We start from the raw sequence: 25,593 nt of genomic DNA on the forward strand, positions 1-25,593 counted from the left end.
GCCGCCGGCGCAGCATGACTGGTCCCACTCCTCGCCCTGGCGGGATCACAGGTCTTCCCTCCTGATGAGAACCTCAGCCCGAGCCAGCGGTACATGTCGAACGGGTTCACGCACGGGACAGCCAGTACTTGGCCCGCGTCCGGGATCTTGATCCTGTGCTTCGAGGCCGGTTCTTGTGCGTTGTCTACCGCCTGGAGGCATGACCCAGCCGTTGTGCTAGTGGTGTTCCTGATGTGTCGAGAAAAGCCCACCGCGTTGAGTACTCGGTGAGCGCTCAACGCGGTATATTGACAGCATGAGTACGGGTGCTGAAAAGAGGCGTGAAGCAGGTTTGACGCAGCAGGAGGCGGCCACCAGGGCTGGTGTGAGTGTTGCTACCTGGCGTCGTTGGGAGATGGATCCCCAGGCTGTCAGTGAGGCGACGTGCAAGGCCTGTGAGGCTGTCTTCGAGGAACGTCGAGTGGACAGCGCCTGGGCGTCTGAAGCGCGTGACTATGTCGCGGCATGGGAGGACTCCCCGCGTCTCACGCCGCGCCAGGCGTGCGCCATATCGCTCTCGCTGGAGGTGTGGGCTGACGTGGATCTTCGTGACTGGATTGACAATCCAGCTGATCCCTTGCACCTTGTGGAGCCGTTCAACCAGTTTGACCCGCGCGTCATGATCCGGGTGGGTGAGAACCGGGCCTGGGCCGAGTGTGTGGCTGAACGCTGCATGGCGATCGCGACTGAGATCAGGGCAGGGGTTCTTCCTTTTGACCGGCCGGGGCCGTTCATTGATGAGGTCCTCATGGGCGTGGGCTTGGAGCGCGCCAAGATCTATCTCGTTGATCAGCCTGACATGTTCGAGGAGGTCCCTGAGCGCGTCGGTGTCGAGTCGGGAGATGAGTGGCTCGTCGGTGATGAGGACTGGGATGCTGTGAGTGACGGCTTCGATGACGAGTGCAGGTGGGACATGTGGGAAGTTCCGCTGTACCGGCGTCATCCGCTGCTCCCTGTGTTGTTGAGGGAGAACCCTCCGATCACGTGGTGCGACTAGCGGGAGGGGGTCCGTGTTGGAGCTGGATTCTTGTGTGTCACGGATCCCTGGTCAGAGATTCTTGTGCGCCAGCGGATCCGCGAAATTCCGCGGTTCATGTTGCACTCGTGAGTGCTTGGGCGCCCTCTGACTAGGGATGAGTGACAGGCTCCCGGTCGTACGCGAGCTCCTGCTGCTCGGCAGGGGATGTTTGCGCGACTCGTAGCCGATGCGCAGATAGCAGTCTCTTGATTGAGTGAAGTAGGTGCGTACCACTGGCGACAGTGGGAGGGGCGGTCGCCACCCTCCGGCGTCTCTGAGCGTGAGGGAGTCCGAGCGTCCAGCCCCGTCGCAGACTGCTTACTGGAACGCCTACTGGAAAAAAGACGCGGTGCGGGGCGCGTGCTCCGGGTCTCGAAGGCTCCGCTCCAGTTCCAAGGGAGAGGGGGACCTGCTGGTGTCGACCGACGCCCTGCAGCGGCTCGTGGGACGCATGCTCATCTCCCTCGAGGAGTCCGTGCGTGCCGCGCCGAGGTGACAGCGGGCCGACGGCGGTGGGGGACCCCGGCCTCAAGCCCGAATTCGTGTCGGACCCCCGGGTAGCCTGGTCTTGCTGCCCTCCCCGGCACCCCGTGACCCGTTCGACCCAGGAGAACGCGATGACCCGCCCCCGCCACGGCCTCGTGGCCATAGTCGCCACCGCGCTGCTCGCCCTGACCCTGACGTCGGTCTCCCCAGCTGCCGCCGACGGCGTCGCCTCCGACGCGTCCTCCCAGAAACAGGGCACCTACGCGACGCCGGCCACCGAGCCCGCCGTCCCGGACGCCACAGGCTCAGACCCCGCCGCCCCGCCGTCGGACGAGGCCACCCCGGACCCCCAGCCCTCAACCCCGGCTCCCGACCCTTCGCCGGCCCCGGAACCGCCCGCCCCCTCCCCTCAGCCCACCACCGGCTCCTGGGCCCGGGACTCCGCGGGCTGGAGGTACGTCCTCAGCGACGGCACCGCAGTCGCCCACCAGGTCAAGGAGATCGGTGGCGTCGTCTACGCCTTCGACGCCACCGGGCACATCGCCCGAGGCTGGTACCGCGGCCCCCAGGGCCGCTGGTACCTGTCCTCCGACCACGGTGTGCGCACCGGCTGGCAGCGCGACGGCGCCACCTGGTACTACCTCGGCTCAAGCGGCGCGATGGCGACGAAGTGGCTGCTCGACGGTGGCACCTGGTACTTCATGCGGGACTCGGGCGCCATGGCCACCGGCTGGGTGCGGGACGGCTCCCACTGGTACCACCTGTCCAGCAGCGGTGCCATGACAACAGGGTGGCTCCACAGCGGCGACTGGTACTACCTCGACCCGTCGAGCGGCGGCGCGATGGCTACCGGGTGGCGGAGCATCGGTGGACGCTGGAGCTACTTCGACGCCTGGGACGGGTTCTGGGTCACCAACCGGGCCGGCTTCGACGCCGACTGGGCCTACGCGAGGACCCTCTACAGCCCGACCAACTACCTCATCGTCGTCGACACCAGCGCCCCGCACTGCATGTCCTTCTACTGGCGCGACGGCGCCTGGCAGCCCCACCACGACTGGCCCTGCTCCGTCGGAGCCGGCTCGACCCCCACGGTCCGCGGCACCTTCTCCATCGGCTCTCGCGGCCGCTCCTTCGGCTCCGGCTACACCGCCTACTGGTGGACCCAGTTCCACCACGACTACCTCTTCCACTCGATCCTGTACCACCAGGGCACCTATACCGTCCAGGACGGGACCCTCGGCGGGCACGTCTCCCACGGCTGCGTGCGCATGCGGTTCCAGGACGCCAAGTGGATCCACGACAACGTCCCGTCGGGCACCCGCGTCGTCATCTACTGAACCGCCTGCACCGCCTACGCGGCAACCGCCGGCTGCGCACCGACCGGTGGTGAACAACAGCGCCCGCCACGCCCACCCGGGCTCACACGCTGAGCACGCCCCTCCACCCGCGGGAGGCGTAGTACGAGTCCGCCCCGTTGTGGTACACGAACACCCGCCCGTAGCGGCGGTCACCGAAGAGGGCACCGCCCAACGCGCGCAGATGCGGGGGAGTGGCGAGCCACGTCGAGGTCCTCAGGTCGAACTCGCCCAGGCCCTGCAAGTGGTGGTACTCCTCCTCGCTCATGAGCCGTACCCCGGCGGCCGTGGCCTCGCCAGCGGCGCTGCCCCGAGGTGAGTTTCGCTTTCTCCCGAGCAAAGCCTCCTCGTCGAGACACAGGCTCCGCCTGCCCGCAGGAGACTCCACCGAACAGTCATAGAAGGTGACGGCGCCGGTCTGGTTGTCGATGCCGACGACGTCGGGCTCGCCGCCGGTGCTCTCCAGGAGCTCCAGGACACTCAGAGTCTCGGGGCGCTCCGCCAGACGCGCCGCCACCTGCTCCCACCGTACTCCGGCATGGCGGTGCGGGTGGGAGACGAAACGAGCGTGGAGGACGTCGAGCATGTCCCCTCCTGTTCATGGCGGGTGGCTGGTGGGAGCGTCGTCCCCGGCCTAGAGGCTAGTGACCTTCAGGTCGCAACGCTCATCCCTGTCCTCATGTGCCGCCCGCCGGCGGATATGACGATCGCCACGCGCCGAGGGGCGTGCGGGACCCATGCGATACCCTCGGGCCCGTCAGAGCCCGGCTCGCCCCTTGTTCACATGGCGATCGGACGGCGGCCGAGAGCAGGACGCCTCACGCCAGTCCCCGGGCTGAACGCCGTCGAGAGGCATGCATGACCGAGGCCCACAGCCCGGACCAGACCACCCACCCCACCACCCTCGCAGGCCAGGAGCCACGGCCAGAGCCGTCCGCGTCGGGCGCTGAGGCTCCCGACGCCACCCCGAGCGCCGCGAGCGAGCTCGCCGACCTCCTTGTCGCCACCGCTACTGGCACCGCAGCCACCGAGCAGCCCGAGCCTCCCGCCGCAGCCGACGAGGAGGACACCCCCGCCCGCATCGACTGGGCCGTCGCCGCTCCCGCAGGACTCATCGCGCTCGCCGTCGTCGCCTGGGGCCTGGCCTCACCCGGCACCTTCGCGCACCTGGCCTCCACCGCCCTGACCGGCCTGCTGGACAACTTCGGCTGGGCCTTCATCCTCTTCGGCACCGTCTTCGTCGCCTTCATCGTCTTCGTCGCCTTCTCCAAGTTCGGCACCATCAGGCTCGGCGCCTCCGACGAGGCACCCGAGTTCCGCACCTCCTCGTGGATCGCCATGATGTTCGCCGCCGGCATGGGCATCGGCCTCATGTTCTACGGGGCCACCGAGCCGCTGACCTACTACCGCGACGGCGTGCCCGGGCACAGCCCCCGCGAGGTCGGCACCGCCATGGCCCAGTCCATGTTCCACTGGACCCTGCACCCGTGGGCCATCTACGCCGTCGTGGGGCTGGCCATCGCCTACTCCACCTTCAGGGTCGGACGCAGCCAGCTCCTCTCCCAGGCCTTCGTGCCCCTCATCGGCGAGCGCCTCGCCCAGGGCTGGCTCGGCAAGGCCATCGACGTCTCCTCTATCGTCGCCACCGTCTTCGGCACCGCCTGCTCACTCGGCGTCGGCGCCATCCAGATCCGGGCGGGCCTGCAGGCCTCCGGGCTCGTCCGCGACCCCAGCTCCCAGGTGGTCCTGGGCATCGTCCTCGTCCTGACCCTGTGCTTCCTGCTGTCCGCGATCAGCGGCGTGGGCAAGGGCATCCAGTACCTGTCCAACGCGAACATGATCCTGGCTGCCCTGCTGGCGGTCTTCGTGTTCGTCCTCGGCCCGACCGTCTCCATCCTCAACCTCATCCCGAGCTCGATCGGCACCTACCTGTCCCAGTTCTTCGAGATGGCCGGGCGCACCGCCGAGTCCGCCGACGCCACCGCCGGCGACTGGCTGGGCGGCTGGACCATCTTCTACTGGGCCTGGTGGACCTCCTGGAGCCCCTTCGTCGGCATGTTCCTCGCCCGCATCTCGCGCGGACGCACCATCCGTGAGTTCTGCGTGACCATCCTCTTCGTGCCCGCGGGCGTCAGCGTCGTGTGGTTCGCGATCTTCGGCGGCACGGCCATCACCCTGGAGCGCGCGAGCCAGTCGATCTGGGGCGACGGCTCCGCCGAGGCCCAGCTGTTCAACCTCCTGCACACCCTGCCGGGAGGTGCGGCCGCGGGCGTCGTCGCCATGATCCTGCTGGCGACCTTCTTCATCACCTCCGCGGACTCCGCCTCCACCGTCATGGGCTCCATGAGCCAGGGCGGGAGCCCCGACGCCAGCCCCTGGGTGTCCGCTGCCTGGGGCGTGGCGACGGCCGCCATCGGCCTGACGCTGCTGCTGTCCGGCTCCGACGGCGCGCTCGGCAACCTCCAGGACGTCACGATCATCGCGGCGAGCCCCTTCCTGCTTGTCCTCATCGGACTCATGCTCTCCCTCGTCAAGGGGCTGCGCGAGGACGTCATCTACCTGGAGTACCGGGAGAACCAGCGCTTCCAGCAGCGCATGGCGCGTGAGCGGCGCCTGCACCGCGAGGCGCGTGAGCGCCGCGCCCGGCGCGCGCAGCTGCGGCACCCGGGACGGGCCCTGCGCCCCGAGAGGCGCTGAGCCTGTCACGATCCAGGCCATTGCCGCAGGGGCACCAGTCCGGCCCTGGGGCAGGACCGCGTCATCTCAATGAGAAGTGGCTCGCTGTGCGGCGCCGCGGCCGCCGGTCGGGGAGGAATGGCCTGGATCGTGACACCAGCCGGTGCGCCTACCGGCGGCTGAGCCTCTCGGACATCACCAGCCCCAGGACCCCCAGCCCCATGAGGTACACGGGGAAGATCCACAGGCCCGTCGCTGAGGACAGGAAGCCGAACAGCGGAGGCATGAGCGTCGCCCCCGTGTAGGCGGCCGCCATCTGGATGCCGACGATCGCCTGCGAGTTCTCGCGCCCGAAGTTGTCCGGCGTCGAGTGGATGATCGCCGGGTAGATCGGGGCCGAGCCCACGCCCGCGAGGATGAGCCCCGCGAAGGACACGCCGCCCAGCGGCAGCGCGAGCACGAGCGAGCCGATGACCGCCAGGCAGAAGCCGAGGCGGATGAGCGCCCGGTCTCCCAGACGGTCGGCGACGAAGCCCGCGAGGAAGCGCCCTGCCGTGAGCCCCAGGATGTAGAAGGCGCCGAAGCGGGCCGCCAGCGTCGGGTCGAAGCCCCGGTCGTTGACGAAGTAGGTGGCGCCCCACAGCATCGCCGTCGCCTCCATGGCGCAGTAGGCGAAGAAGGCCAGCAGCACATAGGGCACGCCCGGGATGCGCAGGGACCGGACGAGCGGGACCGCCTGGGCCTCGGGCGCGTCGTCCGCCGCGGTGTGGGCGGTGGCGACCCGGCGCCACATCGGCAGCGTGGCGAGGAGGAAGGCCGCGAGCACGGCCTGGATCCAGCCCACGCCCGAGTAGGCGGAGGGCCAGCCGCCGTCCGTCGCCAGGGCCAGGCTCATGATGAAGGGGCTGATGGAGGCGCCCACGCCCCAGAAGGAGTGCAGCCAGTTCATGTGGCGGGCGTTGTAGTACAGGGCCACGTAGTTGTTGAGGGCGGCGTCGACGGCGCCCGCACCGAGCCCGTAGGGGACGGCCCACAGCAGCAGCATCCAGAACTGGGTGGCGGTGGAGAAGCCGAGGAGGGCCAGGGCCGTCATGGCGACGCTCACGGCCGTGACGAGGCCGACGCCGAAGCGCCGCGTGAGCCTGTCGGAGCTGAGGGAGGAGACGATCGTGCCCAGGGCGATGATGAAGGTGACGATGCCCGCGAAGGAGGTCGGCACCGACAGGTCCTCGTGCATGACGGGCCAGCCGGAGCCGACGAGGGAGTCGGGCAGGCCGAGGCTGACGAAGGCGAGGTAGATGATCGCGAGCAGAAGTGCGTACACGACGGCGTCTCCGGGTGCGTGGGTCAGGGGCAGGTCGATGCTAACCGAGTGGTTGCTAGATTGCTGGGGCGTGGCCCGTGGTGCGAGGTCAGTCACCCGGGCGGCCGCCGCCTGCCCGCCTTGATCTCGCTGCGCCGCTTCTTCGCCGCCAGCCGACGGCACTGGGAGGTGTGCGTCGGCCTCGTCGCCCGCCGCACCTGGGCGGGGGCGAGCGCCGCCCGCAGCAGGCCCGCCAGGCGCTCGCGGGCCGCCTTGCGGTTCTGGCGCTGCGAGCGCTGCTGCGAGGCCGTGACCGTCAGGACCGTCCCCGTCAGGTAGCCGGGCGCGTGCCGGGCGAGGTGCGTCAGGGCGCGCTCGCGCTGGTGCTCGTCCAGGGCCGACGTCGTCGCCACGTCCAGGCTCAGCTGGACCCGTGAGTCGGAGGTGTTGACGCCCTGGCCTCCCGGCCCGCCCGAGTGGGAGAAGGTCTCGACCAGCTCGCCCGCCGGGACCGTCAGCCCCTTCGGGCAGCCCGGGCCGGGGCTGATGCGCAGGTCGTCCATGGCGACAGTCTGGCCCGTGTCGTCGTGCTCGTGCCGGTGAGACGCATGACCTGAAGGAAACATCCGGGTGGAAGACTGACGGCCGATTCGGAACGTCTACCAGGAGGCCCACAATGATCAGGGTTGCTATCAACGGCTACGGGAACCTCGGACGCGGCGTTGAGCAGGCCGTGAGCAAGACCGAGGACATGGAGGTTGCCGTCGTCCTCACCCGGCGCGACCCCGCCAGCGTCACCACCCTCGGGGCGCCCGTCGCCCACCTCGACGACGCCGCCGAGTGGGTCGGCAAGGTGGATGTCTGCGTCAACTGCGGTGGTTCCGCCACCGACCTCATCGAGCAGACCCCTGCCGCCACCGCCTTGTTCCACACGGTCGACTCCTTCGACACCCACGCGCGCATCCCCGAGCACTTCGCCGCCGTCGACGCCGCCGCGAGGGCGGCCGGCCACCTCACCCTCGTCTCCGCCGGCTGGGACCCGGGCCTGTTCTCCATGCTGCGGGTGCTCGGCGAGGCCGTCCTGCCCGACGGCGAGACCACCACCTTCTGGGGGCCCGGCGTCTCCCAGGGCCACTCCGACGCCCTGCGGCGCATCGACGGCGTGCTCGACGCCAAGCAGTACACGCTGCCGGTCCCGGCGGCGGTCGAGCGGGCCAGGTCCGGCTCCGCCGCGGGCCTCACCACCCGCGACAAGCACACGCGCGACTGCTACGTCGTGGCCGCCGAGGGGGCGGACCTGGCCGCCATCGAGGCAGAGATCAAGGCGATGCCGAACTACTTCGCGGACTACGACACGACCGTCACCTTCGTCACCGCCGAGGAGCTGGCCGCCGAGCACGCCGGCATCCCGCACGGGGGTCAGGTCATTCGTCGCGGCGCCACCTCCGACGGCGTGCACGAGACCATCGGCTTCGAGCTGGCGCTGGACTCCAACCCCGAGTTCACCGGTGCCGTGCTCGTGGCCGTCGCCCGAGCCGTGGCGCGGATGGCTGGGCGCGGCGAGACCGGTGCGCGCACCGTCTTCGACGTCACCCTCGCGGACCTGTCCCCCCGGAGCCCGGAGGAGCTGCGCGCCAGCTACCTGTGAGGCGGCGGACGCCTGTCACGCATCCCTAGTCAGAGCCCGCCCTGGGCTCTCCGGGTGTCCCAGAAACCGCGGAATCCCGCGGGTCTGCTGAGAGACCGGAGTCTCTGACCAGGGATGCGTGACATTGGCGGCGGCTGCGCACTGACTCAGGGCGGTGAGGCCTGTGGAGAGCCGCGGCTGTCCACAGGCTCGGGGCAGGATCTGCCGCTCATGCTTGCCGCTGTGCATGAGGAAGGCCATCGTGAGATGTCGAACCTGATGCAGGAGGCGGCTGTGCGCACGACGATCACCATTGACGACGACCTCCTCGAACGGGCTGTCGAGCTCACCGGCATCCACGAGCGCTCCGCACTCGTGCGCGAGGCCGTTGAGACTCTCGTTCGCGTGGAGAGCGCGCGCCGCCTGACGCGGCTCGGGGGAACCGATCCCGTGGCTCAGGCGGGACGACGTCGACGCGAGGTGCATGATCCTCGTTGACACGAGCATCTGGATCGATCACCTCCGCTCGGCAGATCCCAGGCTGCAGGAGCTCCTTGAGCAGGACGAGGCCTGCACCCACGGGCTCGTCCTGACCGGGCTGGCCGTGGGGGCCCTCTCCCGTCGCGCGGAGGTCCTTGTGCTTTGCAGCGGTTGCGGAGCCTTCCGACGGGTCCGTGACGCCGAAGCGCAGTGGCTCATCGAGTCCCGCCGGCTCTGGGGGCAGGGCCTGTCCGCGGTCGATGTCCACCTCCTGGCTGCTGTTCTCGCTGTGGATGGCGCGATGCTGTGGACCCGGGACATGCGCCTCGCCGCCGCGGCGGATGACCTCGGCGTCGCCTGGCGGTGAAGCGGCTGTTGCCACAGGACCTCGCCCTCGTCGGGGCACGCCCCGGGATGGCCTGTCGAGCTTCATCCGCACCTATGCTCTACCCATGTCGACCTCACTCACTGTCCTGCGCACCGGAACCGTCGTCGTCGACGAGGCCCTGCCGTACCACCGCGCCACCGACCGCCCGCTCGCCTGGACCCATGCGGGCCGCTCACGCCGCCACCTCATCGAGGCGCCGGTCTCCTGCTACCTCATCGAGAACCGGCACGGCCTGACCCTCATCGACTCCGGCTGGCACGCGGGCAACCGGGACCGGGCCTGGCAGGTTGCCAACCTGCGCCAGCAGTACCCCGTCAACAAGGCGGTCCTGCCCGACGGCGAGGCCATCCACGAGCAGCTCGAGGAGCGTGGGCTGCGCCCGCAGGACCTGGACCTCGTCCTCCTGTCCCACCTGCACTGCGACCACGCCGACGGCCTGCGCCACCTCGCCGGTGCCCCGAGGGTCCTCGTCTCCGCGCCCGAGCTGAGCGCAGCGAGCCGGGACCGGCTTCGCTACCTGCCCCACGAGTGGAAGGGCGTCGACGTCGGCACGTTCCTCTGGGACACGCAGGTCGGTCCCTTCGGCGCGGGCTGGGACGTCTTCGGTGACGGCGACCTCGTCATGGTCCACGTCCCCGGCCACGCCTGGGGACTGTGCGCGACGCTCGTGCGCGGTGACGTGACCACCGAGGGCGACGACGCCGAGCGCGCCGGCTGGGTCGGCGGCGTCGACGCTCCGGGGCGTGAGGACCCACGAGCCTTCCACCTGCTGACCTCCGACGTCGGCTATGGGCGCCCATCCTTTGACGAGGGCCTGCGGCCCGGAGTCGTCGTCGACGCGGGGCTCGCCGAGCACTCGCTCGCCTGGGTGCGGGCCGTCGAGTCCGACCCGCGCTGCCTCGGCCTCATGGCCAACCACGACCCCGAGGTGAGGCCCGGCGCCCGGGTGTTCTGACCCCGGCGCCGGGCACCGCGCCCAGCCGCGCTCAGTGGTGCGCGACCGTTCGACCCGCCTCACGGGCGTTGGACTCGGCCGTCATCATCCTGAGGATCTCGGAGATCTTGAGCCCGCGCGTGGGCACCGCCACCGGGTCCTCGAACAGCAGGTCTCCGAGCACGTTCTGCACGTACTCCATGTCCTTGTCCCCACGGCCCGACAGGTTGACGAGGATGCTCACCGGCTCTCCCTCGTAGCCCTCGGCCTCCAGCTCCTCCGCCATCTTCAGCGCCTGCGCCAGCGCGTGCGAGGACTCCAGCGCCGGGATGATCCCCTCGTAGCGGCTGAGCACACGGAAGGCCTGCAGAGCCTCGTTGTCGTCGATCCCCAGGTACTCGGCCCGGCCCGTCTGCATGAGCCACGCGTGCTCAGCCCCCACCCCCGGGTAGTCCAGGCCCGCGGACACGGAGAAGGACTCGCCGACGTTGCCGTCGCTCGAGCGCAGCACGTAGGAGCGCGAGCCGTGCAGGATGCCGATCTCACCGCGGTTGAGCGGGGCGCCGTGACGGTGCGTGTCCAGCCCCTCACCGGCCGGCTCCACGCCGATGAGGCGCACGTCGGCGTTGCCCGGCTCGTCCTTGAGGTACTCGGCGAAGGCGCCGATCGCGTTGGAGCCGCCACCGACCGCGGCGACCACGTAGTCCGGCAGACGGCCCGTGCGCTGAAGCATCTGCTCGCGCGTCTCGCGGGAGATGACCGACTGGAACTCCTTGACGAGCGTCGGGAAGGGGTGGGGGCCGCAGGCCGAGCCCAGCAGGTAGTGCGTCGTCGACAGGTTCTCCACCCAGTCGCCCAGCGCGATGTCGATCGCGTTGGACATCGAGCCGCCCTCGTCATTGGTCACCGGCACGACCTTCGCGCCCATGAGGCGCATGCGGCGCACGTTCGGCTGCTGGCGGGCCACGTCCGTCGCCCCCATGTAGATCGTGCACTCCATGCCCATGAGCGCGGCCACCATGGCGGTCGCCGTCCCGTGCTGGCCGGCGCCCGTCTCGGCGATGAGACGCGTCTTGCCCAGGCGCTTGGCGAGCAGGGCCTGCGCGAGCACCTGGTTGCCCTTGTGCGCGCCGCCGTGGGCCAGGTCCTCGCGCTTGAGGAAGATGCGGGCCCTGCCGCGCCCGTGGCCCTCAAGGGGCAGGTTGGCGCACTCGGTGATGGGGGTCGGGCGGCCCAGGTACTCGCGCTGGAGGCGGTCGAGCTCGGCGAGGAAGGCGGGGTCGGCGACGGCCTCGACGTAGGCCCTCTCCAGCTCGTCGAGCACGGGAAGGAGCCGGTCGGGCACGTACTGCCCGCCGAACTCGCCGAAGAAGGCCGGGATGAGGGTGTCGCGGGTCTGGATCGCGGGGGTCTGGTCGCTGGTCATGGGTGGTCCTTCTCGGTCATGGGTCCCGACGACGCGGGGTCCGCCGGACGCGCGACCGGCCCGCAGCCTCGGGTGAGGGGCGAGCCGGGTGGTCGGTGCACGGTGAGGCGGCGGGCGCCGTCGGGCGCGCCACCACCGCTCCTCGCACCTCAGTGGTGCTAGGTGATGCTAGGGGCCGGTGGCACGGCGGGCAAGGCGCGCTCAACCGGTGGCCAGGGTCTGTGCGATCTCGTCACGCACCTGCTGCGCGGCGCCGCGTCGCGTCACCATCTCGTCGACGACGACGAGCCCCAGCACCACCGCGAAGCCCACCATCCCCAGGCCCACCACGGCCCCGAGCTGCGCTCCCGGCGCGAGGAGGGTGCCGGAGTCGGACTGCCACGGCCACAGCGCCCTCAGGCCCCCCACCATGAGCCCCGCCAGCGCCGCCAGGGTCATCGCCTCGTAGCGGGCCAGCAGCACCTGCAGGGCCTTGACTACGACGGCCAGCCCGACGAGGGCCCCCGCCGCGAAGAGGCCGAGGTAGCCCAGGTCGAGGGTGTCCACGGCGCGCAGCGTCGGCTGGTACAGGCCCAGCGTGAGCAGCAGGAAGGAGCCCGACAGGCCCGGCAGGACGAGGGCGGAGACGGCGATGGCGGCCGCTGCGACGACGACGAGGGGGTGAGGTGTGAGCCTCGTGGGCTCCAGCGACACGAGCAGGTAGGTGAGGACCGCTGCGAGGACGCCGACGGCGAGCAGTCGCAGCGGGCGCTGGCGGCGGGTGCGCGACCCCAGGGGCACGGCCCCGATGGAGGCGGTGATCATGCGTACCGGCACGGCCACGGAGGCGAGCACCATGCCCAGGAAGAGGCCGCGCATGAGCGTGGGGTGGTGCTCGACGGCGTCGGCCATGGGCCCGGCGACGGTGAGGACCGCCACCGCCATCCCGGCCATGACGGGCAGGAGCACGCGCCACTGCACCTCGGCCAGGCAGGCGCGGGCGCCGGCGACCCGGTCCGGGCCGGTGACGAGCGCCTTGACGGCGGAGATGAGCGCGGAGGCGGAGCCGATGAGCTCGTGGTAGATGCCGACGACGAGGGCGACTGTGCCGCCGGAGACGCCGGGGACGGTCTCCACCGTGCCGATGAGGGCGCCGCGCACGACGTTGCCCAGGACGCTGGTGCGCCGGCGCGGGGTGGGGGTACCGGGGGCGGTGGGCGTCATGCGGGTCTCCTCGGGCTCGGGCGCTGTCCTGCGACGACGGTAAGGGCTGATCCTGTGGGCGTCATGCGCGTGAGGCGTGAGACGCGTCGCGGTCGGGGCTGCGGGGTGGCCGGGGCGGCGGACCCGCTCGTCTCCGTCCGGGTTTGCCGTGCCCGGCGCCGACGGCGGACAGTGGCCCCGTGACCAGCAACGAGCCCGACCGAGACCCCCGCGGCACCCTCGACATCGACGCCCGCGGCGGTGCCCCCGCTGCCCGGGTCCCCGAGGGCCCGCGCGGCCTGCTCACGGTGCGCGCCGCCCGGCCCGAGGACGCCGCCCGCGTCGCCCGCCTGCTGTGCCTGCGCGCGGGCACGAGCGTGGACAGGGCGAGGCAGCAGGCGCCGGCCATGATCGAGAACCTGCCGGCGCTCGTCATCGCGACCCTCACGCCCGACGGCGTCAGCGCCGAGGACGCCGAGGCCCTGGCGGTCCCGGTCGCGCTCTCCGGCGCCTTCTTCCTGCCCGAGGGCATGTTCGCCGAGGACGGCTGGATGGTCACCGGCCTGGTCATCGACCCCGATGTCAGGCGCGGGGGCATCGGGCGGGCCGTGCTGGCCGAGCTCGTGCGCCAGGTCGGCGCCCTCCAGCCGGGGGCTGTGCTCCAGACCTTCGTGGACGCCACCCACCACGCGGCACTCGCCATGCACCTGTCCGTCGGCTTCCAGAAGGTCGAGGAGAGGCGGACCTTCGCGGGTATGGAGATGCCCGACGGCGGTGTGGTGCTCGCCGTCGTCTGCCCCGGCTGAGCCGGCGCCCTCCCCCTGAGTCCTGCACCCCCTGCGTCCTGCACGAGTTCGAGGGTTATGCACCGAGTTCGAGCCTTCAGCCCTCGAACTCGGTGCATAACCCTCGAACTCGCGGTGGGGGTGGTGGGGAGAGGCGTGCCGGGTCAGGGCTGGGCGGGCGGCTGGGTAGGCGCTGACGTGGGCGGCTGGTTGGGCGCCGACGCGGGTGGCTGGGTAGGCGGCGACATCGGCACCGGCGTCGGGTCCGCGAGCCTGAGGGTGTCGCGCGGCACCGTGTACTCCACGCCCGGGTAGCGGCCGAACTGCTCCTCGCCCGTGCGCGGCCCGAAGGCGTCCAGCACGGCCAGGGCCTGGCCCGGCGTCGGCCAGCCCGTGGAGGCGGACGAGCCCGTGGGCGTCGTCGGCGCGAACCACGCCGTCGACTCCTTCGGCCGCAGCATGATCCGGCCGGGGGCGCGGCGGTCGCGCAGCGCGTGCGCGCGCCACGTGTGCACCGGGTGGGAGGAGGCCCACACGACCAGGTGCAGCCACAGGCCCTTCTCGCGCGTGGCCCGGTCCGCCATCGCGTGCAGGTTGACCTGCGCTCCCAGGTACTTGCCGCCGGCCAGCAGGCCGATCGCGCCGGGCACGCCCTGCGGCGCCACCGAGTAGCCGTGGTTGTCCGCCGTGTACTCCTGGGCGCGCGACAGCGCCTGGCTGAGCAGCGGGATGTTGGAGGCCAGCATCGTCGCGACGATGCGGAACCAGGAGACGTGCCCGGCCGCGAGGTGGCCGACCTCGTGGCCGATGACGAAGCGCAGCGCCTCGGGGTCGCGGGCCCGGCCGCCGACCTCGAACAGGTCCGAGTGGACGACGATGAAGCGCCTGAAGCCGTGGCCCGAGGCGAAGGCGTTGATGCTGCCGTTGCCGAGCACGACGTAGGCGTCCGGGACCCGGCGCAGGCCGAAGTGCCGGGCCGCCTCGACCACCATGCGGTAGCCCTCGGGGAACTGGGTGGGGCTCATCTGGACGGCGCGGGAGCGCTGCTCGGCGTAGAGCAGGGCGCGCACGACCCACACGATGACGGGGATGAGGGGCACGACGAGCAGGAACTGCGCGCCGGCGGAGGCGGTGTCCCCGACGAAGAACTCACGCACGTCCGCCGGCCAGCCGGTCGGGTCCGGGACCGCGAGGAGCCACCCGCACAGCGCGGCCCACAGGACCAGGCCCAGCCCGCTGAGGATGACGCTCGTCCACATCAGGGGGAGCTCGGCGGGGTGGCGCAGCGGCTTGATGCCCCACAGCCCGTGCACGGTGGCGCCGTTGGCGAGGGTCGGCGGCGCCGCCTCGGGGGCCGGGACGCCTGGAGGCGCGACGGGCGCCGCCGGAGCCGGCCCGGGGACGGGCGAGGGGCCCGCGAAGGGGCCGGCGGGGGAGGGGCGGGCCTCGGACCCAGGGGTCTGAGCGGAGTCGTGATCGGTCATGCGCCCACGCTAAGGGTCCGCACCCGTCCACCGGCTGGGCCGTGGGGATGATCTGCGGCCGGCGGCGTCGTCCTCCTGCGGAAGGAGGGAGGGGTGGGTGCGTGTGGCCGTCGTCTCCTCTCTCCCCGCCGACGCCGAGCTCGAGGTTGAGGCGCCGAGCTCGAGGACTAGGGCATCGACCTCGGCACCTAAGGCTCGAGCTCGTGAGTGAGGGCGAAGGCGAGGGTGAGGGATGGGTGCGTGCCGGGCAGGACGCTAGGGTCTGCGCGTGAGAGACCCGCAGCCAGGACCCGCCGCCCCCGCCGCACCCGCGGCTCCCGCCCCGCCGGTCTCCCCACTGAGCCCCGGCGCCGAGGTCGCCCCCGGCACCGAGTGGGGCATGCAGGTCACCGTCCGCTACGACAAGGTCCACCCCTCGCGCCGCGTCGACGTCGCCGAGGCCACCGCGCGCGCCGTCGTCGCCCTCCTCGCCTCACCCGAGGCCGCCCCCGGCGGGCCCTGGCACGAGGCGGTGCGCTACTGGCGCGACGGGCGCATCCGCAAGCTCGTGCGCCGCGCCCGGGGCCGGCGCTGGGACGAGGTCCAGTCCCTGCCGGGCGCCACCGTCACCCAGGACGGGCCCCTGGGCTGGGCGCCCGCAGCGGCCCGCGCCCTCGTCCCGGCTCCTGTCCGCCCCCTGCCCGCGGCCCTGGCCAAGACGCAGGTCGAGGGCACGCACTTCCCCCACGGTGACGAGCTTCCGCCGCCGCCCGCAGCGGTGACCGCCGCCGTCCACCGGGCCGGGACCACAGGCCGGAACGCCGCCGACCTGCTCGCCCTGGGCAGCGCCTCGACGTCCCAGGGCGCCCTCGTCACCATCGAGGTGACCCCGCTGCACGAGATGACCTCCGGCAAGCTCTGCGCCCAGGTCGCCCACGCCGCCCAGCTGGCCTGGCAGAGCCCTCACATGCCCCCGGCCCTGCGCAGCGCCTGGGCCGAGGACGGCTACCGCGTGCGCGTCATCTGGCCCGAGCGCGGGGCGTGGGACTCCACGCCCCGGCCCGTCTCGGTCGTGGACGCGGGACTCACCGAGCTCGGAGGGCCCACGGAGACGACCCGCGCCTTCTGGTGACGCCGGGCCCAGCCGGCTGCGGTGGGCCGGGGACCCGCCGCCTCGGGCGGCGGCGGTCAGGCGGCGACGGCGGAGGAGCCGAGCGCGACGGCCTCCTCCTCGTCCTCCACCGGCTCGGGCGTGCCCCGGAAGACCCACAGGCGCATGAGCGTGTAGAGGTACAGGCCCTCGCAGCACGCTGAGATGACGCGCGCGAGCTCGGCGTTGACACCGGCCAGGTGCAGGACGCTCGACAGCCCCAGGATGAAGATGACGTACTGGCTCACGAGCCCGACGACGTAGCGGCCGCCCTGCGCGGACAGTGAGCCGTGCGACTGGAAGTTGAGCCACCGGTTGAGCACCAGCGAGTAGGCGCCGGCCACGAGGTAGCCGAGGGTCACTGCCAGCGGGTAGAACACGTGCATCCGCTCGTACATCACCCACAGCAGGCAGATGTCGATGACGAAGGCCGAGCCGTTGATGAGGGCGTAGCCGATGAAGGTCACGGGCACGAGCGCGCGCAGGCGCCGGGGCAGGACCCGGTGGATGCGGGAGATGACCTTGAGGAAGGCGTGCGGGGCACGGCGCGAGGGGTCGTTGAGGACGTCGAGACGGTCCTGGATCCGGTCGCGCACCGCGCTGGTCGCCGTCCGCGCCGCTACCGACATCGCGTCCTCCTCCTGTGGCACTCACCGGTTGAGCGCTACCTGACACGGAGTCTTCCCTGCCCCGGCCGGTGGGGCAAGCCCACCAGGATGAGATCAGGGGCGCACCCGGGTCCTCCCTGAGAAGGACAAGGGTCCCTCCCGCCAGCGGCGGGCGCCCGTCAGGAGGGCCGCGACAGCGCCTCGACGACGCCCCGGCGCAGCACCTGGCCGCCGGCGTCCACCGGGTGGTGCAGGACCCGCAGCCCCACGCCCCGGGCCGAGGCGATGTTCTCGGCGCTGTCGTCCACGAACAGGGCCTCGTGGGCGCTCACCCCGGCCAGGCGCAGGACGGTCTCGAAGTAGCGCGGGTCCGGCTTGGCGACCCCGAGCGTGCAGGAGTAGGCGTCGAGATCGCACAGCCCGTCGTAGCGCAGCTGCGAGCGCATCCACCCCATCCGCTCCTCGTGCTGGTTCGTCGCCAGGACCGTGAGGTAGCCGGCCGCCCTGAGGTCGGCCACCAGCTGGCGGGCGGCCGGGTCCGGCGTCGCCCGCCGCCACACGCGCATGAGGTCGTCGGTGCCGACCTCCAGGCCCAGGCGCTCCACCAGCCGGTCCAGCAGGTCGGCCAGTCTCTCGCGCCCCTCGAGGGCCGGGTGCTCCTCGGTGAGCAGGCAGTCGGCGAACTCCGGCCCCCCGGCCTCGGCCAGGGCCTGGCGCCAGGGGGTGCCGATGAGCTGCAGCACGCCGTCGGCGTCGAGCAGGACAGCGCGAACGGCCCCGGTGCCGACGGGCGGGATGGCAGCCGGTGCCGGGGGCCTGGCGGCGGGCGGTGCGGGAGGACGGCCCTCGGCGGCCGCGGGGGAGTGGGGCGTGGCGGACTCGGTCATGCCCTCATCCTGCCCCGCCCGGCGGCCCGGTGGGAGACTGTCGCCATGCCTGAGCACACCACCGACCGAGCCCCTGCCACGACCAGCGCGCGCGCGGCCACGGTCCTCACCGACGCCGACGCCTACACCGCCTCGCTCATTGACCTCGTCACCGCCTCACCCTCGAGCTACCACGCGGCCGCCGCCCTCGCAGCCCGGCTCGAGGCCGCCGGCTTCACCGCGGTGGACGAGACCGTCCCCTGGGGTGAGGACCTGCCCGAGCGCGGCTACGTGCTGCGCGACGGCGCCGTGGCCGCCTGGATGCTGCCGCAGGCTCCCGGCCCCGCCACCGCCTTCCGCGTCGTCGGCTCCCACACGGACTCGCCCGCCCTCAAGCTCAAGCCCGCCGCCGCCCTGGCCCGCGAGGGCTACCAGCTCGTCAACGCCGAGGTCTACGGCGGCCCCCTGCTCAACTCCTTCCTCGACCGCGACCTGGGCCTGGCCGGCCGGCTCGTCACCCACGACGGCGCCGTCCACCTCGTGCGCACCGGCCCCCTCGCGCGCGTCGCCCAGCTCGCCCCGCACCTGGACCGCAGCGTCAACGAGGGCTTGCACCTGGACCGCCAGGCCCACCTGACGCCCCTGTGGTCCCTCTGCGGTCAGGCGGCCGGGACCGAGGACGCCGCCACGCGCGGCGAGGCCGACGCCGTCGAGCAGCACCTGTGCGAGCTCGCCGGGATCGAGAGGGCCGAGCTCGCCTCCCACGACGTCCTCACCTACCCCACGGAGGCCCCCGGGCGGATCGGCCGCCACGGCGAGATGCTCGCCTCCTCGCGCCTGGACAACCTCAGCTCCGTCCAGGCCAGCCTCGTCGCCCTCGAGGCCCTGGCGGCCGGCGCCGGCCTCGGCGAGGGCGCCACGGCCCGGTGGGAGTCCGCCACGGCCCGGTGGGAGTCCGCCACGGCGCGCGACGCCGTCGTCCTCATCGCCAACGACCATGAGGAGGTCGGCTCCGAGACCCGCTCGGGCGCCGCCGGCCCCTTCCTCGAGGTGGTGCTGCGCCGTCTCGCGCGCCGCATGGGCCTGGAGGGGGAGGCCTTCGAGGCGGCGATGGCTCGCTCCGTGTGCGTGTCCGCCGACGCCGGCCACGGCGTCCACCCCTGCTACCCGGACAAGCACGACCCGGCCGTGCGCCCGGTGCTCGGCGGCGGCCCCCTGCTCAAGGTCAACGCGAGCCAGCGCTACGCCTCCGACGCCGTGGGCGCGGCCCTGTGGGAGCGGGCCTGCCGCGCCGCGGGCGTGCCGCACCAGGACTTCGTGTCCTCCAACGCGGTGCCCTGCGGCTCGACCATCGGCCCGATCACCGCGACCCGCCTGGGGATGACGACGGTGGATGTGGGCCAGCCGCTGCTGTCGATGCACTCGCAGCGCGAGCTGTGCGCCGTCGTCGACGGCCCCTGGCTCGCCCAGGCGCTGGCCGCCTTCTGGGCGGGGCTGTGAGCGCGCGCCGAGCCCGAGGGCCCGTGCACCCGTCCGGCGGCTCGCCCGTGCGCAGCGCCGGGGCCCGGCCCGCCGACCCCTGCCCCTGCGGCAGTGGACGGGTCTTCGCCGACTGCTGCGAGAGCGTGCTCGACGGCGCCGCCACCCCCACGGCCGAGACGCTCATGCGCTCGCGCTACACGGCCTTCGCCGTCGGCGACGAGGACCACCTCTTCCGCACCTGGCACCCGCGCACCCGCCCGGACGGCCCCTACTGCCACCCCGGCACGCGCTGGCTGGGGCTCACCGTCCACGAGTGCGTCGGGGGAGGGGAGGAGGCCGCCGACGGCGAGGAGGCGGTCGTTGAGCTCACGGCCCGCTTCGAGACGGTGGACGGGCGCGGCGGCACGGTGCTCGACGCGCTGAGGGAGCGCAGCACCTTCGTCCGGCGGGCCGGCCGCTGGCTCTACGTCGACGGCGAGCACCTGTAGACCCTGCGGGACCGGCCGCGGGCCGCCGGCTACCTGCGGGACCGGGTGCGCCTGCTGAGACCCGGCTCAGGCCCAGGTACCGCGCCAGTACTGGGCGGGGAAGCCCGCCTCCTGCCAGCCGTCCACCCCCAGCTCGTGCGCCCACCGCAGCGGCGCGAACGGGTCGCGCAGCGCGTAGCGCCCCACCGCCACGGCGTCCGCCTGGCCGGTGAGCAGCACCTGCTCCGCCTGCGCCCCGCTCTCGATGCGCCCGACGGCCACCACCACCGGGCTGCCCCCGCCCGTCGTCGTCATCGCGGCCACCGCCTGGCGCACCTGGGCGGCGAAACGGACCTGGTAGCCCGGGCCCGTGGGGAAGCGTGCAGGGACGTTGCCGGCCGTCGAGATGTGCAGGACGTCAACGCCGGCCACGACCAGCTCGCGTGCGAGCACCGCCGTGTCCTCGCCCGTGAGACCGCCCTCGACCCAGTCGGTCGCGGACAGGCGGATGCCCAGCACCCGCCCCTCGGGCCCCTCCCCGAGCACCCGGCGCACGGCGCGCACCGTCTCCAGGGCGAAGCGGCGCCGTCCCTCCGGCGAGCCTCCGAGCGCGTCCTCGCGCTCATTGGACAGCGGGGACAGGAACTGGTGGATGAGGTAGCCGTGCGCACCGTGCAGCTCGATGAGGTCGTAGCCGGCCTCAACCGCGCGCCGGGCCGCCGACGCGAAGGCGTCGGCAACCTCGTGGGCCTCGGCGGCGCTCAGTGCCCGCGGCACCGCGTGGCCCGGGTAGGCCAGGGCCGAGGGCGCGACCAGGTCCCAGCCCGCCAGGGTGCTCGTGCGCGCCGCGCCGCCCTCCGCCGTCGGCAGCCACGGCGGGGTGCCGGCCTTGCGGCCGCCGTGCCCCAGCTGGATCCCCGCCAGCGCGCCGCCGGCGTGGACGGCCTCCACCAGGCGCCGGTGGCCCTCCACCTGGGCGTCGTCCCACAGGCCGAGGTCGCGCGGGGACAGGCGGCCGCCCGGCGCCACCGCGGTCGCCTCGACGACGACGGTGCCGAAGCCGCCCAGCGCACGGGCCGCGTAGTGCCGCACGTGCCAGTCGGTGACCACTCCGTCCTCGGCGTCGACGCTGTACATGCACATGGGCGGCAGCCACAGGCGGTTGCGCGCGCTCGCGGCGCGCATGGTGAGGGGCTCGAGGAGGAGGGGCGTGCTCATGACGGCGACGCTACGCGCGCGGGCGCCCGCCCTCCTCGTGGCGAGGACCACACTGACCTGAGGGTGCCCGGCCTCGATAGCCTGCGGGCGATGACCACCGCCAGCCCCTCGCGCCCGACCCGCCCCGTCCGCTTCGGCCAGCCCGGCCACGCCCCGGCCCCCGTCACCACCGAGGTCGACGGCGTCGCCCTCGTCTTCGAGGGAGGCGGCATGCGCGGCACCTACACGGCGGCGCTCGTGCAGGTGATGCTCGAGGCCGGTCTCGCCTTCCCCTGGGTCGGGGGCATCTCCGCCGGGTCCACCCACACCGTCAACATGGTCTCGCGGGACCTGTGGCGCACCCGTGAGGCCTTCGTTGGCCTGCCCGCGGACCCCGAGGCCGGCGGCTGGGGCTCCTTCGTCCGGGGGCAGGGCTACTTCAACTCCGAGCACATCTACCAGCACACCTCCCTGCCCAACGAGCGCATCCCCTTCGACTGGCCCTCTTTCGCGGCCTCGACCTGCACGGTGCGCATCGGCGCCTTCCGCTGCGACACTGGCGAGATGGTCTACTGGGGCCTGGAGGACATGGACGAGCTGGCGGACCTGACGGTCCGCTGCCAGGCCTCCTCCTCGATGCCGGTGCTCATGCCCACCGTCCACATCGACGGCGTGCCATACCTCGACGGGGCCCTGGGCCCCACCGGTGGCTTCGCGACGGACGCGGCGCTCGCGGACGGCTACGAGCGCATGCTCGTGGTCTCCACCCGCGCGGCCGGCTACCGCAAGCCGGCCGAGAGGCGGCCCGGGGCCTACCGGCGCCTGTTCCGCCGCACCCCGGCCGTGGCGGAGGGGATCATCGCGCGCCCGGCCGGCTACAACCGGACCCTCGGGTGGCTGGAGGAGGAGCGGCGCGCCGGGCGCGTCTACCTGTACCAGCCCGAGCGGATGCCGATCGAGAACGGCGAGCTGCGCTACGACCGGGTCTCGAGCGCCTACGAGATGGGTCTGGTGCAGGCGCGCCGTGAGCTGCCGAGGATCCTGGAGTTCCTGGGCGTCGGTTCCGCGGGCTAGGTGTCACGCATCCCTGGTTAGAACGCTTCTCATGTGGGAGGTTCCGCGGGATTCCGCGGCTCCTGTGGTGGCCGAGCAGGGTGCGGCGGGCTCTGACCAGGGATGAGTGACAGGTCAGAGCCCGCTGCGGCCCTCGAAGCCGAAGACCGTCACCGCGGGCACGCTCGCCCCGCCGCGCAGCTGCCCGGCGAGCAGGTCCATCACGTGCCGCTCGTGCGGAGGAACCCGCGGCAGGTCGTCGAGGGGGTACCAGGCGAGGCTCGCGGTCCTGGCGGCCTCCGAGATGGCCGGCTCGCCCCGCCAGCGCCTGAGGGTGAAGAACCAGTCCACCCGCTGCTCGCGCGGGTCGCCTCCGGGGTCGTTCGTGCGGTGCATGCCCGTGAGCGGCTCGAGGTCCGCCGGGTCGACGACGACGCCCAGCTCCTCCCCGGCCTCGCGCACGGCCGCCTCCAGGACGGACTCGCCGTCCTCCACGTGGCCGGCGGCGCCGCAGGCCCAGTAGCCGTCCATGTAGCCCGTGCCCTGGCGCAGCTGCAGCAGGACCTGAGGCAGGGCGTGCCCGGCGGGGGCCTCGCGCAGGAGCAGGACGTAGGCGGCGGGGACGAGGGCGAAGGGGCGGCGGCTCACGCGCCCACGCTACCGGCGCCTATGCTGCCCCCAGGCCCGCCGTTCGAGGAGGAACCATGCAGGAGCAGACCACGACCCTCACCGCCTCCGACTCCAAGCCCCTGTTCGTGCGGGCCTGGCTGCCCGACGGCGTGGGGCCCCTGCGCTGCGGGGAGGAGCGCGTGGGGGTTCCCGACGGCGCCCGCCCGCGCGCCGTCATCCAGCTCGTGCACGGCATGGCCGAGCACTCCGGCCGCTACGGGCGCCTCGGGCGGGCCGCCGTCGCCCGGGGGATCGCCGTCGTCGCCGACGACCACCGCGGGCACGGGGCCACCATCGCGGTGCCCGACGAGCGCGGACACACCGACGACGTCGACGGCTGGCAGCGGGTCCTGGACGACCTCACCCACGTGCGGGCCGCGGTCAACGCCTCCTGGCCGGGCGTCCCCGTCATCCTCATGGGCCACTCCTGGGGGTCGCTGCTCGTGCGCGGGTGGGTGGCTCAGCTGCCCCGGCACGCGCAGGCCCTGGGCGGTGAGGCGGCGCTCGCCGGCCTGGTGGTCATGGGCACGGCCGCGGGCCCCGGGCCGCTGGGGCACGTGGGCGTGGCGCTCGCCCGTGCCGAGGCCCGCCTGCGCGGGCCCCGGCACGTGTCCACCACCCTGGACCGGGTGGCCGGGGGCGGGAGGAACGCGCCCTTCGAGCCCCGGCGCACGGACTTCGACTGGCTCAGCCGCGACGAGGCGGAGGTGGACGCCTACCTCGCCGACCCGCTGTGCGGGTTCGTGTGCACCAGCGCCTTCTTCCGCGACCTCGCCGTCGGCGCGGTCGAGGTCAACCGGCGGGCCTCCTTCGAGGCGGTCCCCCGGGACCTGCCGGTACTCGTCGTCTCGGGTGAGGCTGACCCGGTCGGCGGCATGGGCGAGGGCGTGCGGGCCGTGGCGACGGCGATGCGCCGGGCCGGGGTGCGTGACGTGACCCTGCGGCTGTACCCGGGGGCGCGCCACGAGCTGCTCAACGAGACGAACCGCGAGGAGGTCACGGCCGGGCTGCTGGCCTGGGTGGAGGAGCACCTGGGCTGAGCGGTGGGGCTGCGTGCTGCGACGGAGCGCTGTTGTGGGATATCCACAAAGCTGCCGCGGCAGTGCCGACGCCGGCGTCGGATGATCCGGGGGCTCCTGGCGTCTACGGTTGTCGCATGTCGCTGAACAAGAACCTCTCGACGTCCCGCTCCCGCCTGAGCGCCGGGGGTGGTGCGGTGCGCGAGTCCTCCGTCGCCCTCCTCGGTGCGCTCACCCGTGAGGCCGTGCTCGTGCTGGCCGGCACCGCCGTCATCGCCCTCGTCGGCCAGCTGCGGGCGCCGCTGCCCTTCACCCCCGTCCCGGTGACGCTGGGCACGCTGGCCGTCCTCGGGGTCGGCGCCGTCCTCGGCTCGCGGCGCGGCGCGGCCTCCGCCCTGCTGCTGGCCCTGGCGGCCGCCATGGGCGCGCCGGTGCTGCAGGGCTTCACGAGCGGGGTCACGGCCTCCTTCGGCTACGTCATCGGCTACGCGCTGGTGGCGGTGGTCGCCGGGCGGGCCGTGCGCGCCGCCTCCTGGCCGCGCCGCCTGGGCCTCATGATGCTGGCCTCCGCGCTCGTGTACGTGCCGGGCCTGGCCTGGCTCGCCGTCGCCACCGGAGCCCCGCTGGGCGCGGTCCTCGGCATGGGGCTGGCCCCCTTCGTCGTCGGGGACCTGCTCAAGTCGCTCCTGGCCTCGGCGCTGCCCGCCCGCCTCTCACTGCCCGGGCGAACCGGCCTCGGGGGCTGAGCCCGCTCCTCCTCCCTCCTTCTCTTCTGTGCGGCGGCCTGTGGCCCAGGTGGCGCCTGCGGGCGTCCCTCGGGCTGCGGGCCGCCGCCTCTGAGCGCGGGGCGGGCCGCAGGCGGGCGCCGTTATTCGAGACGGGTTGTCCGGATCCTGGATGATGGGGGTAGGCATACCGGCATGACCGCCCCTGTCACCACTCCCGGGCCCGCGCCAAGCAATGAGCCCAGCAGCGAGGACCGCTCCGCGCGCCTCGCCGTCACCGTCTTCCCCCTCATGATCATCGCCTCCTTCATCATGGCGATGCTCCTGCCCGAGCAGCTCTCCCCGCTCAGCGCCGGCACCAGCTACGCGCTCGGCATCATCATGTTCGGCATGGGCCTGACGCTCACGCCGCCCGACTTCGCCCTCGTCGTCAAGCGGCCCCTGCCCGTCCTCATCGGCGTCCTCGCCCAGTTCGTCATCATGCCGCTCACCGCGGTCCTGCTCACCTGGCTCCTCCACCTGCCCAGCGCCATCGCCGTCGGCGTCGTCCTCGTCGGGTGCGCACCCGGCGGCACCTCCTCCAACGTCATCTCCTACCTCGCGCGCGGAGACGTCGCCCTGAGCGTCACCATGACCTCCGTCTCCACCCTGCTGGCGCCCCTGGCGACTCCGCTGCTCACCCAGTGGCTCGCCGGCGCCTACATGCCCGTCAACGCCGGCGCCATGGCGACGAGCATCGTCAAGATGGTCCTCGTGCCCGTCATCGGAGGGCTCGTCGTGCGCATGCTCCTGCCGCGCCTGGTCGCCAGGGTCCTGCCCGCCATGCCCTGGGTCTCCGTCCTCGGCATCTGCTACGTCGTCATGGCCGTCGTGTCCGGCTCCGCGGGCAAGATCCTGTCCGCCGGCGCGACCGTGCTCGCCGTCGTCGTGCTCCACAACCTCATCGGCTACCTGCTCGGCTTCGTCACGGGCAAGGTCCTCGTCCGCGACGAGCGCGTCGCGCGCACCACCTCCATCGAGGTCGGCATGCAGAACTCCGGGCTCGCCGCCACCCTGGCTGCCGGCCACTTTGCCTCCACCCCCGAGACCGCCCTGCCCGGTGCCGTCTTCTCCGTGTGGCACAACCTCTCCGGCGCCGTCCTGGCCATGTGCTACCGCAGCCGCGACCGCAAGGTGCTCGCGGCCTGAGTGGGGG

24 protein-coding genes and 1 pseudogene are annotated in these 25,593 nt (G+C 72.7%); 15 read left to right on the forward strand and 10 right to left on the reverse strand.

Annotation, left to right across the window (positions count from 1 at the left end; genetic code table 11):
• The first annotated feature begins 295 nt into the window (after positions 1–295).
• Complete coding sequence (locus H6X67_RS01755) at positions 296–1,036, forward strand: helix-turn-helix domain-containing protein (RefSeq protein ID WP_249369806.1); 741 nt, start codon at positions 296–298, stop codon at positions 1,034–1,036.
• 638 nt (positions 1,037–1,674) lie between these two features.
• Positions 1,675–2,880: a L,D-transpeptidase family protein gene (locus tag H6X67_RS11725; RefSeq protein WP_283251281.1), complete on the forward strand. Its 1,206-nt coding sequence runs from the start codon at positions 1,675–1,677 to the stop codon at positions 2,878–2,880.
• Positions 2,881–2,962: 82 nt separating this feature from the next.
• On the opposite strand, the gene H6X67_RS01770 is transcribed toward H6X67_RS11725, so the two are convergent.
• Positions 2,963–3,484 (reverse strand): DUF4256 domain-containing protein, encoded by a 522-nt coding sequence (locus H6X67_RS01770; RefSeq protein WP_249369214.1) that lies wholly within the window; start codon positions 3,482–3,484, stop codon positions 2,963–2,965.
• Positions 3,485–3,756: 272 nt separating this feature from the next.
• Here H6X67_RS01770 and H6X67_RS01775 point away from each other — a divergent pair, with 272 nt between their 5' ends.
• Positions 3,757–5,595: a BCCT family transporter gene (locus tag H6X67_RS01775; protein WP_306468494.1), complete on the forward strand. Its 1,839-nt coding sequence runs from the start codon at positions 3,757–3,759 to the stop codon at positions 5,593–5,595.
• Positions 5,596–5,743: 148 nt separating this feature from the next.
• On the opposite strand, the gene H6X67_RS01780 is transcribed toward H6X67_RS01775, so the two are convergent.
• Both H6X67_RS01780 and arfB read right to left on the reverse strand, forming a co-directional pair.
• Positions 5,744–6,898, reverse strand: coding sequence for an MFS transporter (locus H6X67_RS01780; protein WP_249369215.1), 1,155 nt, complete (start codon positions 6,896–6,898; stop codon positions 5,744–5,746).
• 92 nt (positions 6,899–6,990) lie between these two features.
• Complete coding sequence (gene arfB / locus H6X67_RS01785) at positions 6,991–7,503, reverse strand: alternative ribosome rescue aminoacyl-tRNA hydrolase ArfB (protein WP_502797299.1); 513 nt, start codon at positions 7,501–7,503, stop codon at positions 6,991–6,993.
• Positions 7,504–7,553: 50 nt separating this feature from the next.
• Between arfB and H6X67_RS01790 the strand changes: the two genes are divergently transcribed.
• From H6X67_RS01790 to H6X67_RS01805, 4 genes are all read left to right on the forward strand, one after another.
• Positions 7,554–8,525: a diaminopimelate dehydrogenase gene (locus H6X67_RS01790; protein WP_249369218.1), complete on the forward strand. Its 972-nt coding sequence runs from the start codon at positions 7,554–7,556 to the stop codon at positions 8,523–8,525.
• A 210-nt stretch (positions 8,526–8,735) separates the two neighbouring features.
• Positions 8,736–9,002 (forward strand): type II toxin-antitoxin system VapB family antitoxin, encoded by a 267-nt coding sequence (locus H6X67_RS01795; protein WP_249369220.1) that lies wholly within the window; start codon positions 8,736–8,738, stop codon positions 9,000–9,002.
• Complete coding sequence (locus H6X67_RS01800; RefSeq protein ID WP_249369222.1) at positions 8,989–9,351, forward strand: type II toxin-antitoxin system VapC family toxin; 363 nt, start codon at positions 8,989–8,991, stop codon at positions 9,349–9,351. Before H6X67_RS01795 ends, H6X67_RS01800 begins: the two co-directional genes overlap by 14 nt.
• Positions 9,352–9,436: 85 nt before the next feature.
• Positions 9,437–10,327: an N-acyl homoserine lactonase family protein gene (locus tag H6X67_RS01805; protein WP_249369224.1), complete on the forward strand. Its 891-nt coding sequence runs from the start codon at positions 9,437–9,439 to the stop codon at positions 10,325–10,327.
• Positions 10,328–10,358: 31 nt separating this feature from the next.
• Here H6X67_RS01805 and trpB read toward each other — a convergent pair.
• Positions 10,359–11,687 (reverse strand): annotated as a pseudogene (trpB, locus tag H6X67_RS01810) (tryptophan synthase subunit beta); the annotation flags it as partial.
• Between the two features lie 246 nt (positions 11,688–11,933).
• On the reverse strand, positions 11,934–12,935 hold the full coding sequence (locus H6X67_RS01815) for a DUF368 domain-containing protein (RefSeq protein WP_249375482.1): 1,002 nt from the start codon (positions 12,933–12,935) through the stop codon (positions 11,934–11,936).
• A 179-nt stretch (positions 12,936–13,114) separates the two neighbouring features.
• Between H6X67_RS01815 and H6X67_RS11960 the strand changes: the two genes are divergently transcribed.
• Positions 13,115–13,720, forward strand: coding sequence for a GNAT family N-acetyltransferase (locus H6X67_RS11960; RefSeq protein ID WP_249375480.1), 606 nt, complete (start codon positions 13,115–13,117; stop codon positions 13,718–13,720).
• Between the two features lie 143 nt (positions 13,721–13,863).
• On the opposite strand, the gene H6X67_RS01825 is transcribed toward H6X67_RS11960, so the two are convergent.
• Positions 13,864–15,183 (reverse strand): M48 family metallopeptidase, encoded by a 1,320-nt coding sequence (locus H6X67_RS01825; protein ID WP_249377014.1) that lies wholly within the window; start codon positions 15,181–15,183, stop codon positions 13,864–13,866.
• Between the two features lie 379 nt (positions 15,184–15,562).
• On the opposite strand from H6X67_RS01825, the gene H6X67_RS01830 reads away from it, so the two are divergent.
• Complete coding sequence (locus tag H6X67_RS01830; RefSeq protein WP_249368652.1) at positions 15,563–16,294, forward strand: aminoacyl-tRNA hydrolase; 732 nt, start codon at positions 15,563–15,565, stop codon at positions 16,292–16,294.
• Positions 16,295–16,350: 56 nt separating this feature from the next.
• On the opposite strand, the gene H6X67_RS01835 is transcribed toward H6X67_RS01830, so the two are convergent.
• Together H6X67_RS01835 and H6X67_RS01840 are read right to left on the reverse strand one after the other, a co-directional pair.
• Complete coding sequence (locus H6X67_RS01835; protein ID WP_249368635.1) at positions 16,351–16,941, reverse strand: GtrA family protein; 591 nt, start codon at positions 16,939–16,941, stop codon at positions 16,351–16,353.
• Between the two features lie 158 nt (positions 16,942–17,099).
• Positions 17,100–17,807, reverse strand: coding sequence for an HAD-IA family hydrolase (locus tag H6X67_RS01840; protein WP_249368636.1), 708 nt, complete (start codon positions 17,805–17,807; stop codon positions 17,100–17,102).
• A gap of 45 nt (positions 17,808–17,852) precedes the next feature.
• Here H6X67_RS01840 and H6X67_RS01845 point away from each other — a divergent pair, with 45 nt between their 5' ends.
• Together H6X67_RS01845 and H6X67_RS01850 are read left to right on the forward strand one after the other, a co-directional pair.
• Complete coding sequence (locus H6X67_RS01845) at positions 17,853–19,286, forward strand: M18 family aminopeptidase (protein WP_249368637.1); 1,434 nt, start codon at positions 17,853–17,855, stop codon at positions 19,284–19,286.
• Positions 19,287–19,309: 23 nt separating this feature from the next.
• Complete coding sequence (locus H6X67_RS01850; protein ID WP_249368638.1) at positions 19,310–19,756, forward strand: YchJ family protein; 447 nt, start codon at positions 19,310–19,312, stop codon at positions 19,754–19,756.
• Positions 19,757–19,822: 66 nt separating this feature from the next.
• On the opposite strand, the gene H6X67_RS01855 is transcribed toward H6X67_RS01850, so the two are convergent.
• Positions 19,823–20,953, reverse strand: a complete 1,131-nt coding sequence (locus H6X67_RS01855) for an oxidoreductase (protein WP_249368639.1) — start codon at positions 20,951–20,953, stop codon at positions 19,823–19,825.
• A gap of 90 nt (positions 20,954–21,043) precedes the next feature.
• Here H6X67_RS01855 and H6X67_RS01860 point away from each other — a divergent pair, with 90 nt between their 5' ends.
• The gene (locus H6X67_RS01860; protein ID WP_249368640.1) at positions 21,044–22,006 is read left to right on the forward strand and encodes a patatin-like phospholipase family protein; all 963 of its coding nucleotides are present in this window, start codon (positions 21,044–21,046) and stop codon (positions 22,004–22,006) included.
• A gap of 114 nt (positions 22,007–22,120) precedes the next feature.
• On the opposite strand, the gene H6X67_RS01865 is transcribed toward H6X67_RS01860, so the two are convergent.
• Positions 22,121–22,633 (reverse strand): NUDIX domain-containing protein, encoded by a 513-nt coding sequence (locus tag H6X67_RS01865; protein ID WP_249368641.1) that lies wholly within the window; start codon positions 22,631–22,633, stop codon positions 22,121–22,123.
• Positions 22,634–22,689: 56 nt separating this feature from the next.
• Between H6X67_RS01865 and H6X67_RS01870 the strand changes: the two genes are divergently transcribed.
• The 3 genes from H6X67_RS01870 to H6X67_RS01880 all read left to right on the forward strand — a co-directional run bounded on the left by H6X67_RS01870 (position 22,690) and on the right by H6X67_RS01880 (position 25,586).
• Positions 22,690–23,694 (forward strand): alpha/beta hydrolase, encoded by a 1,005-nt coding sequence (locus tag H6X67_RS01870; protein ID WP_249368642.1) that lies wholly within the window; start codon positions 22,690–22,692, stop codon positions 23,692–23,694.
• A gap of 116 nt (positions 23,695–23,810) precedes the next feature.
• Complete coding sequence (locus H6X67_RS01875; RefSeq protein WP_249368643.1) at positions 23,811–24,419, forward strand: biotin transporter BioY; 609 nt, start codon at positions 23,811–23,813, stop codon at positions 24,417–24,419.
• 174 nt (positions 24,420–24,593) lie between these two features.
• Complete coding sequence (locus tag H6X67_RS01880) at positions 24,594–25,586, forward strand: bile acid:sodium symporter family protein (RefSeq protein WP_249368644.1); 993 nt, start codon at positions 24,594–24,596, stop codon at positions 25,584–25,586.
• Positions 25,587–25,593 lie beyond the last annotated feature (7 nt).

The sequence above is a fragment of the Actinomyces sp. AC-20-1 genome, from assembly GCF_023369555.1.
Classification (GTDB): Bacteria; Actinomycetota; Actinomycetes; order Actinomycetales; family Actinomycetaceae; genus Actinomyces.

Excerpts from the sequence above, each read along its gene's own strand:
- H6X67_RS01830 (WP_249368652.1), top strand. The coding sequence starts at position 15,563 with ATGCAGGTCACCGTCCGCTACGACAAGGTCCACCCCTCGCGCCGCGTC.
- H6X67_RS01875 (WP_249368643.1), top strand. The coding sequence starts at position 23,811 with ATGTCGCTGAACAAGAACCTCTCGACGTCCCGCTCCCGCCTGAGCGCC.
- H6X67_RS01795 (WP_249369220.1), top strand. The coding sequence starts at position 8,736 with ATGCTTGCCGCTGTGCATGAGGAAGGCCATCGTGAGATGTCGAACCTG.
- H6X67_RS01880 (WP_249368644.1), top strand. The coding sequence starts at position 24,594 with ATGACCGCCCCTGTCACCACTCCCGGGCCCGCGCCAAGCAATGAGCCC.
- H6X67_RS01770 (WP_249369214.1), bottom strand. The coding sequence starts at position 3,484 with ATGCTCGACGTCCTCCACGCTCGTTTCGTCTCCCACCCGCACCGCCAT.
- H6X67_RS01775 (WP_306468494.1), top strand. The coding sequence starts at position 3,757 with ATGACCGAGGCCCACAGCCCGGACCAGACCACCCACCCCACCACCCTC.
- H6X67_RS01870 (WP_249368642.1), top strand. The coding sequence starts at position 22,690 with ATGCAGGAGCAGACCACGACCCTCACCGCCTCCGACTCCAAGCCCCTG.
- H6X67_RS01845 (WP_249368637.1), top strand. The coding sequence starts at position 17,853 with ATGCCTGAGCACACCACCGACCGAGCCCCTGCCACGACCAGCGCGCGC.
- H6X67_RS01755 (WP_249369806.1), top strand. The coding sequence starts at position 296 with ATGAGTACGGGTGCTGAAAAGAGGCGTGAAGCAGGTTTGACGCAGCAG.
- H6X67_RS01805 (WP_249369224.1), top strand. The coding sequence starts at position 9,437 with ATGTCGACCTCACTCACTGTCCTGCGCACCGGAACCGTCGTCGTCGAC.
- H6X67_RS01855 (WP_249368639.1), bottom strand. The coding sequence starts at position 20,953 with ATGAGCACGCCCCTCCTCCTCGAGCCCCTCACCATGCGCGCCGCGAGC.
- H6X67_RS01835 (WP_249368635.1), bottom strand. The coding sequence starts at position 16,941 with ATGTCGGTAGCGGCGCGGACGGCGACCAGCGCGGTGCGCGACCGGATC.
- H6X67_RS01840 (WP_249368636.1), bottom strand. The coding sequence starts at position 17,807 with ATGACCGAGTCCGCCACGCCCCACTCCCCCGCGGCCGCCGAGGGCCGT.
- H6X67_RS01860 (WP_249368640.1), top strand. The coding sequence starts at position 21,044 with ATGACCACCGCCAGCCCCTCGCGCCCGACCCGCCCCGTCCGCTTCGGC.
- H6X67_RS01790 (WP_249369218.1), top strand. The coding sequence starts at position 7,554 with ATGATCAGGGTTGCTATCAACGGCTACGGGAACCTCGGACGCGGCGTT.
- H6X67_RS01825 (WP_249377014.1), bottom strand. The coding sequence starts at position 15,183 with ATGACCGATCACGACTCCGCTCAGACCCCTGGGTCCGAGGCCCGCCCC.
- H6X67_RS01800 (WP_249369222.1), top strand. The coding sequence starts at position 8,989 with ATGATCCTCGTTGACACGAGCATCTGGATCGATCACCTCCGCTCGGCA.
- H6X67_RS01815 (WP_249375482.1), bottom strand. The coding sequence starts at position 12,935 with ATGACGCCCACCGCCCCCGGTACCCCCACCCCGCGCCGGCGCACCAGC.
- H6X67_RS11725 (WP_283251281.1), top strand. The coding sequence starts at position 1,675 with ATGACCCGCCCCCGCCACGGCCTCGTGGCCATAGTCGCCACCGCGCTG.
- arfB (WP_502797299.1), bottom strand. The coding sequence starts at position 7,503 with ATGTTTCCTTCAGGTCATGCGTCTCACCGGCACGAGCACGACGACACG.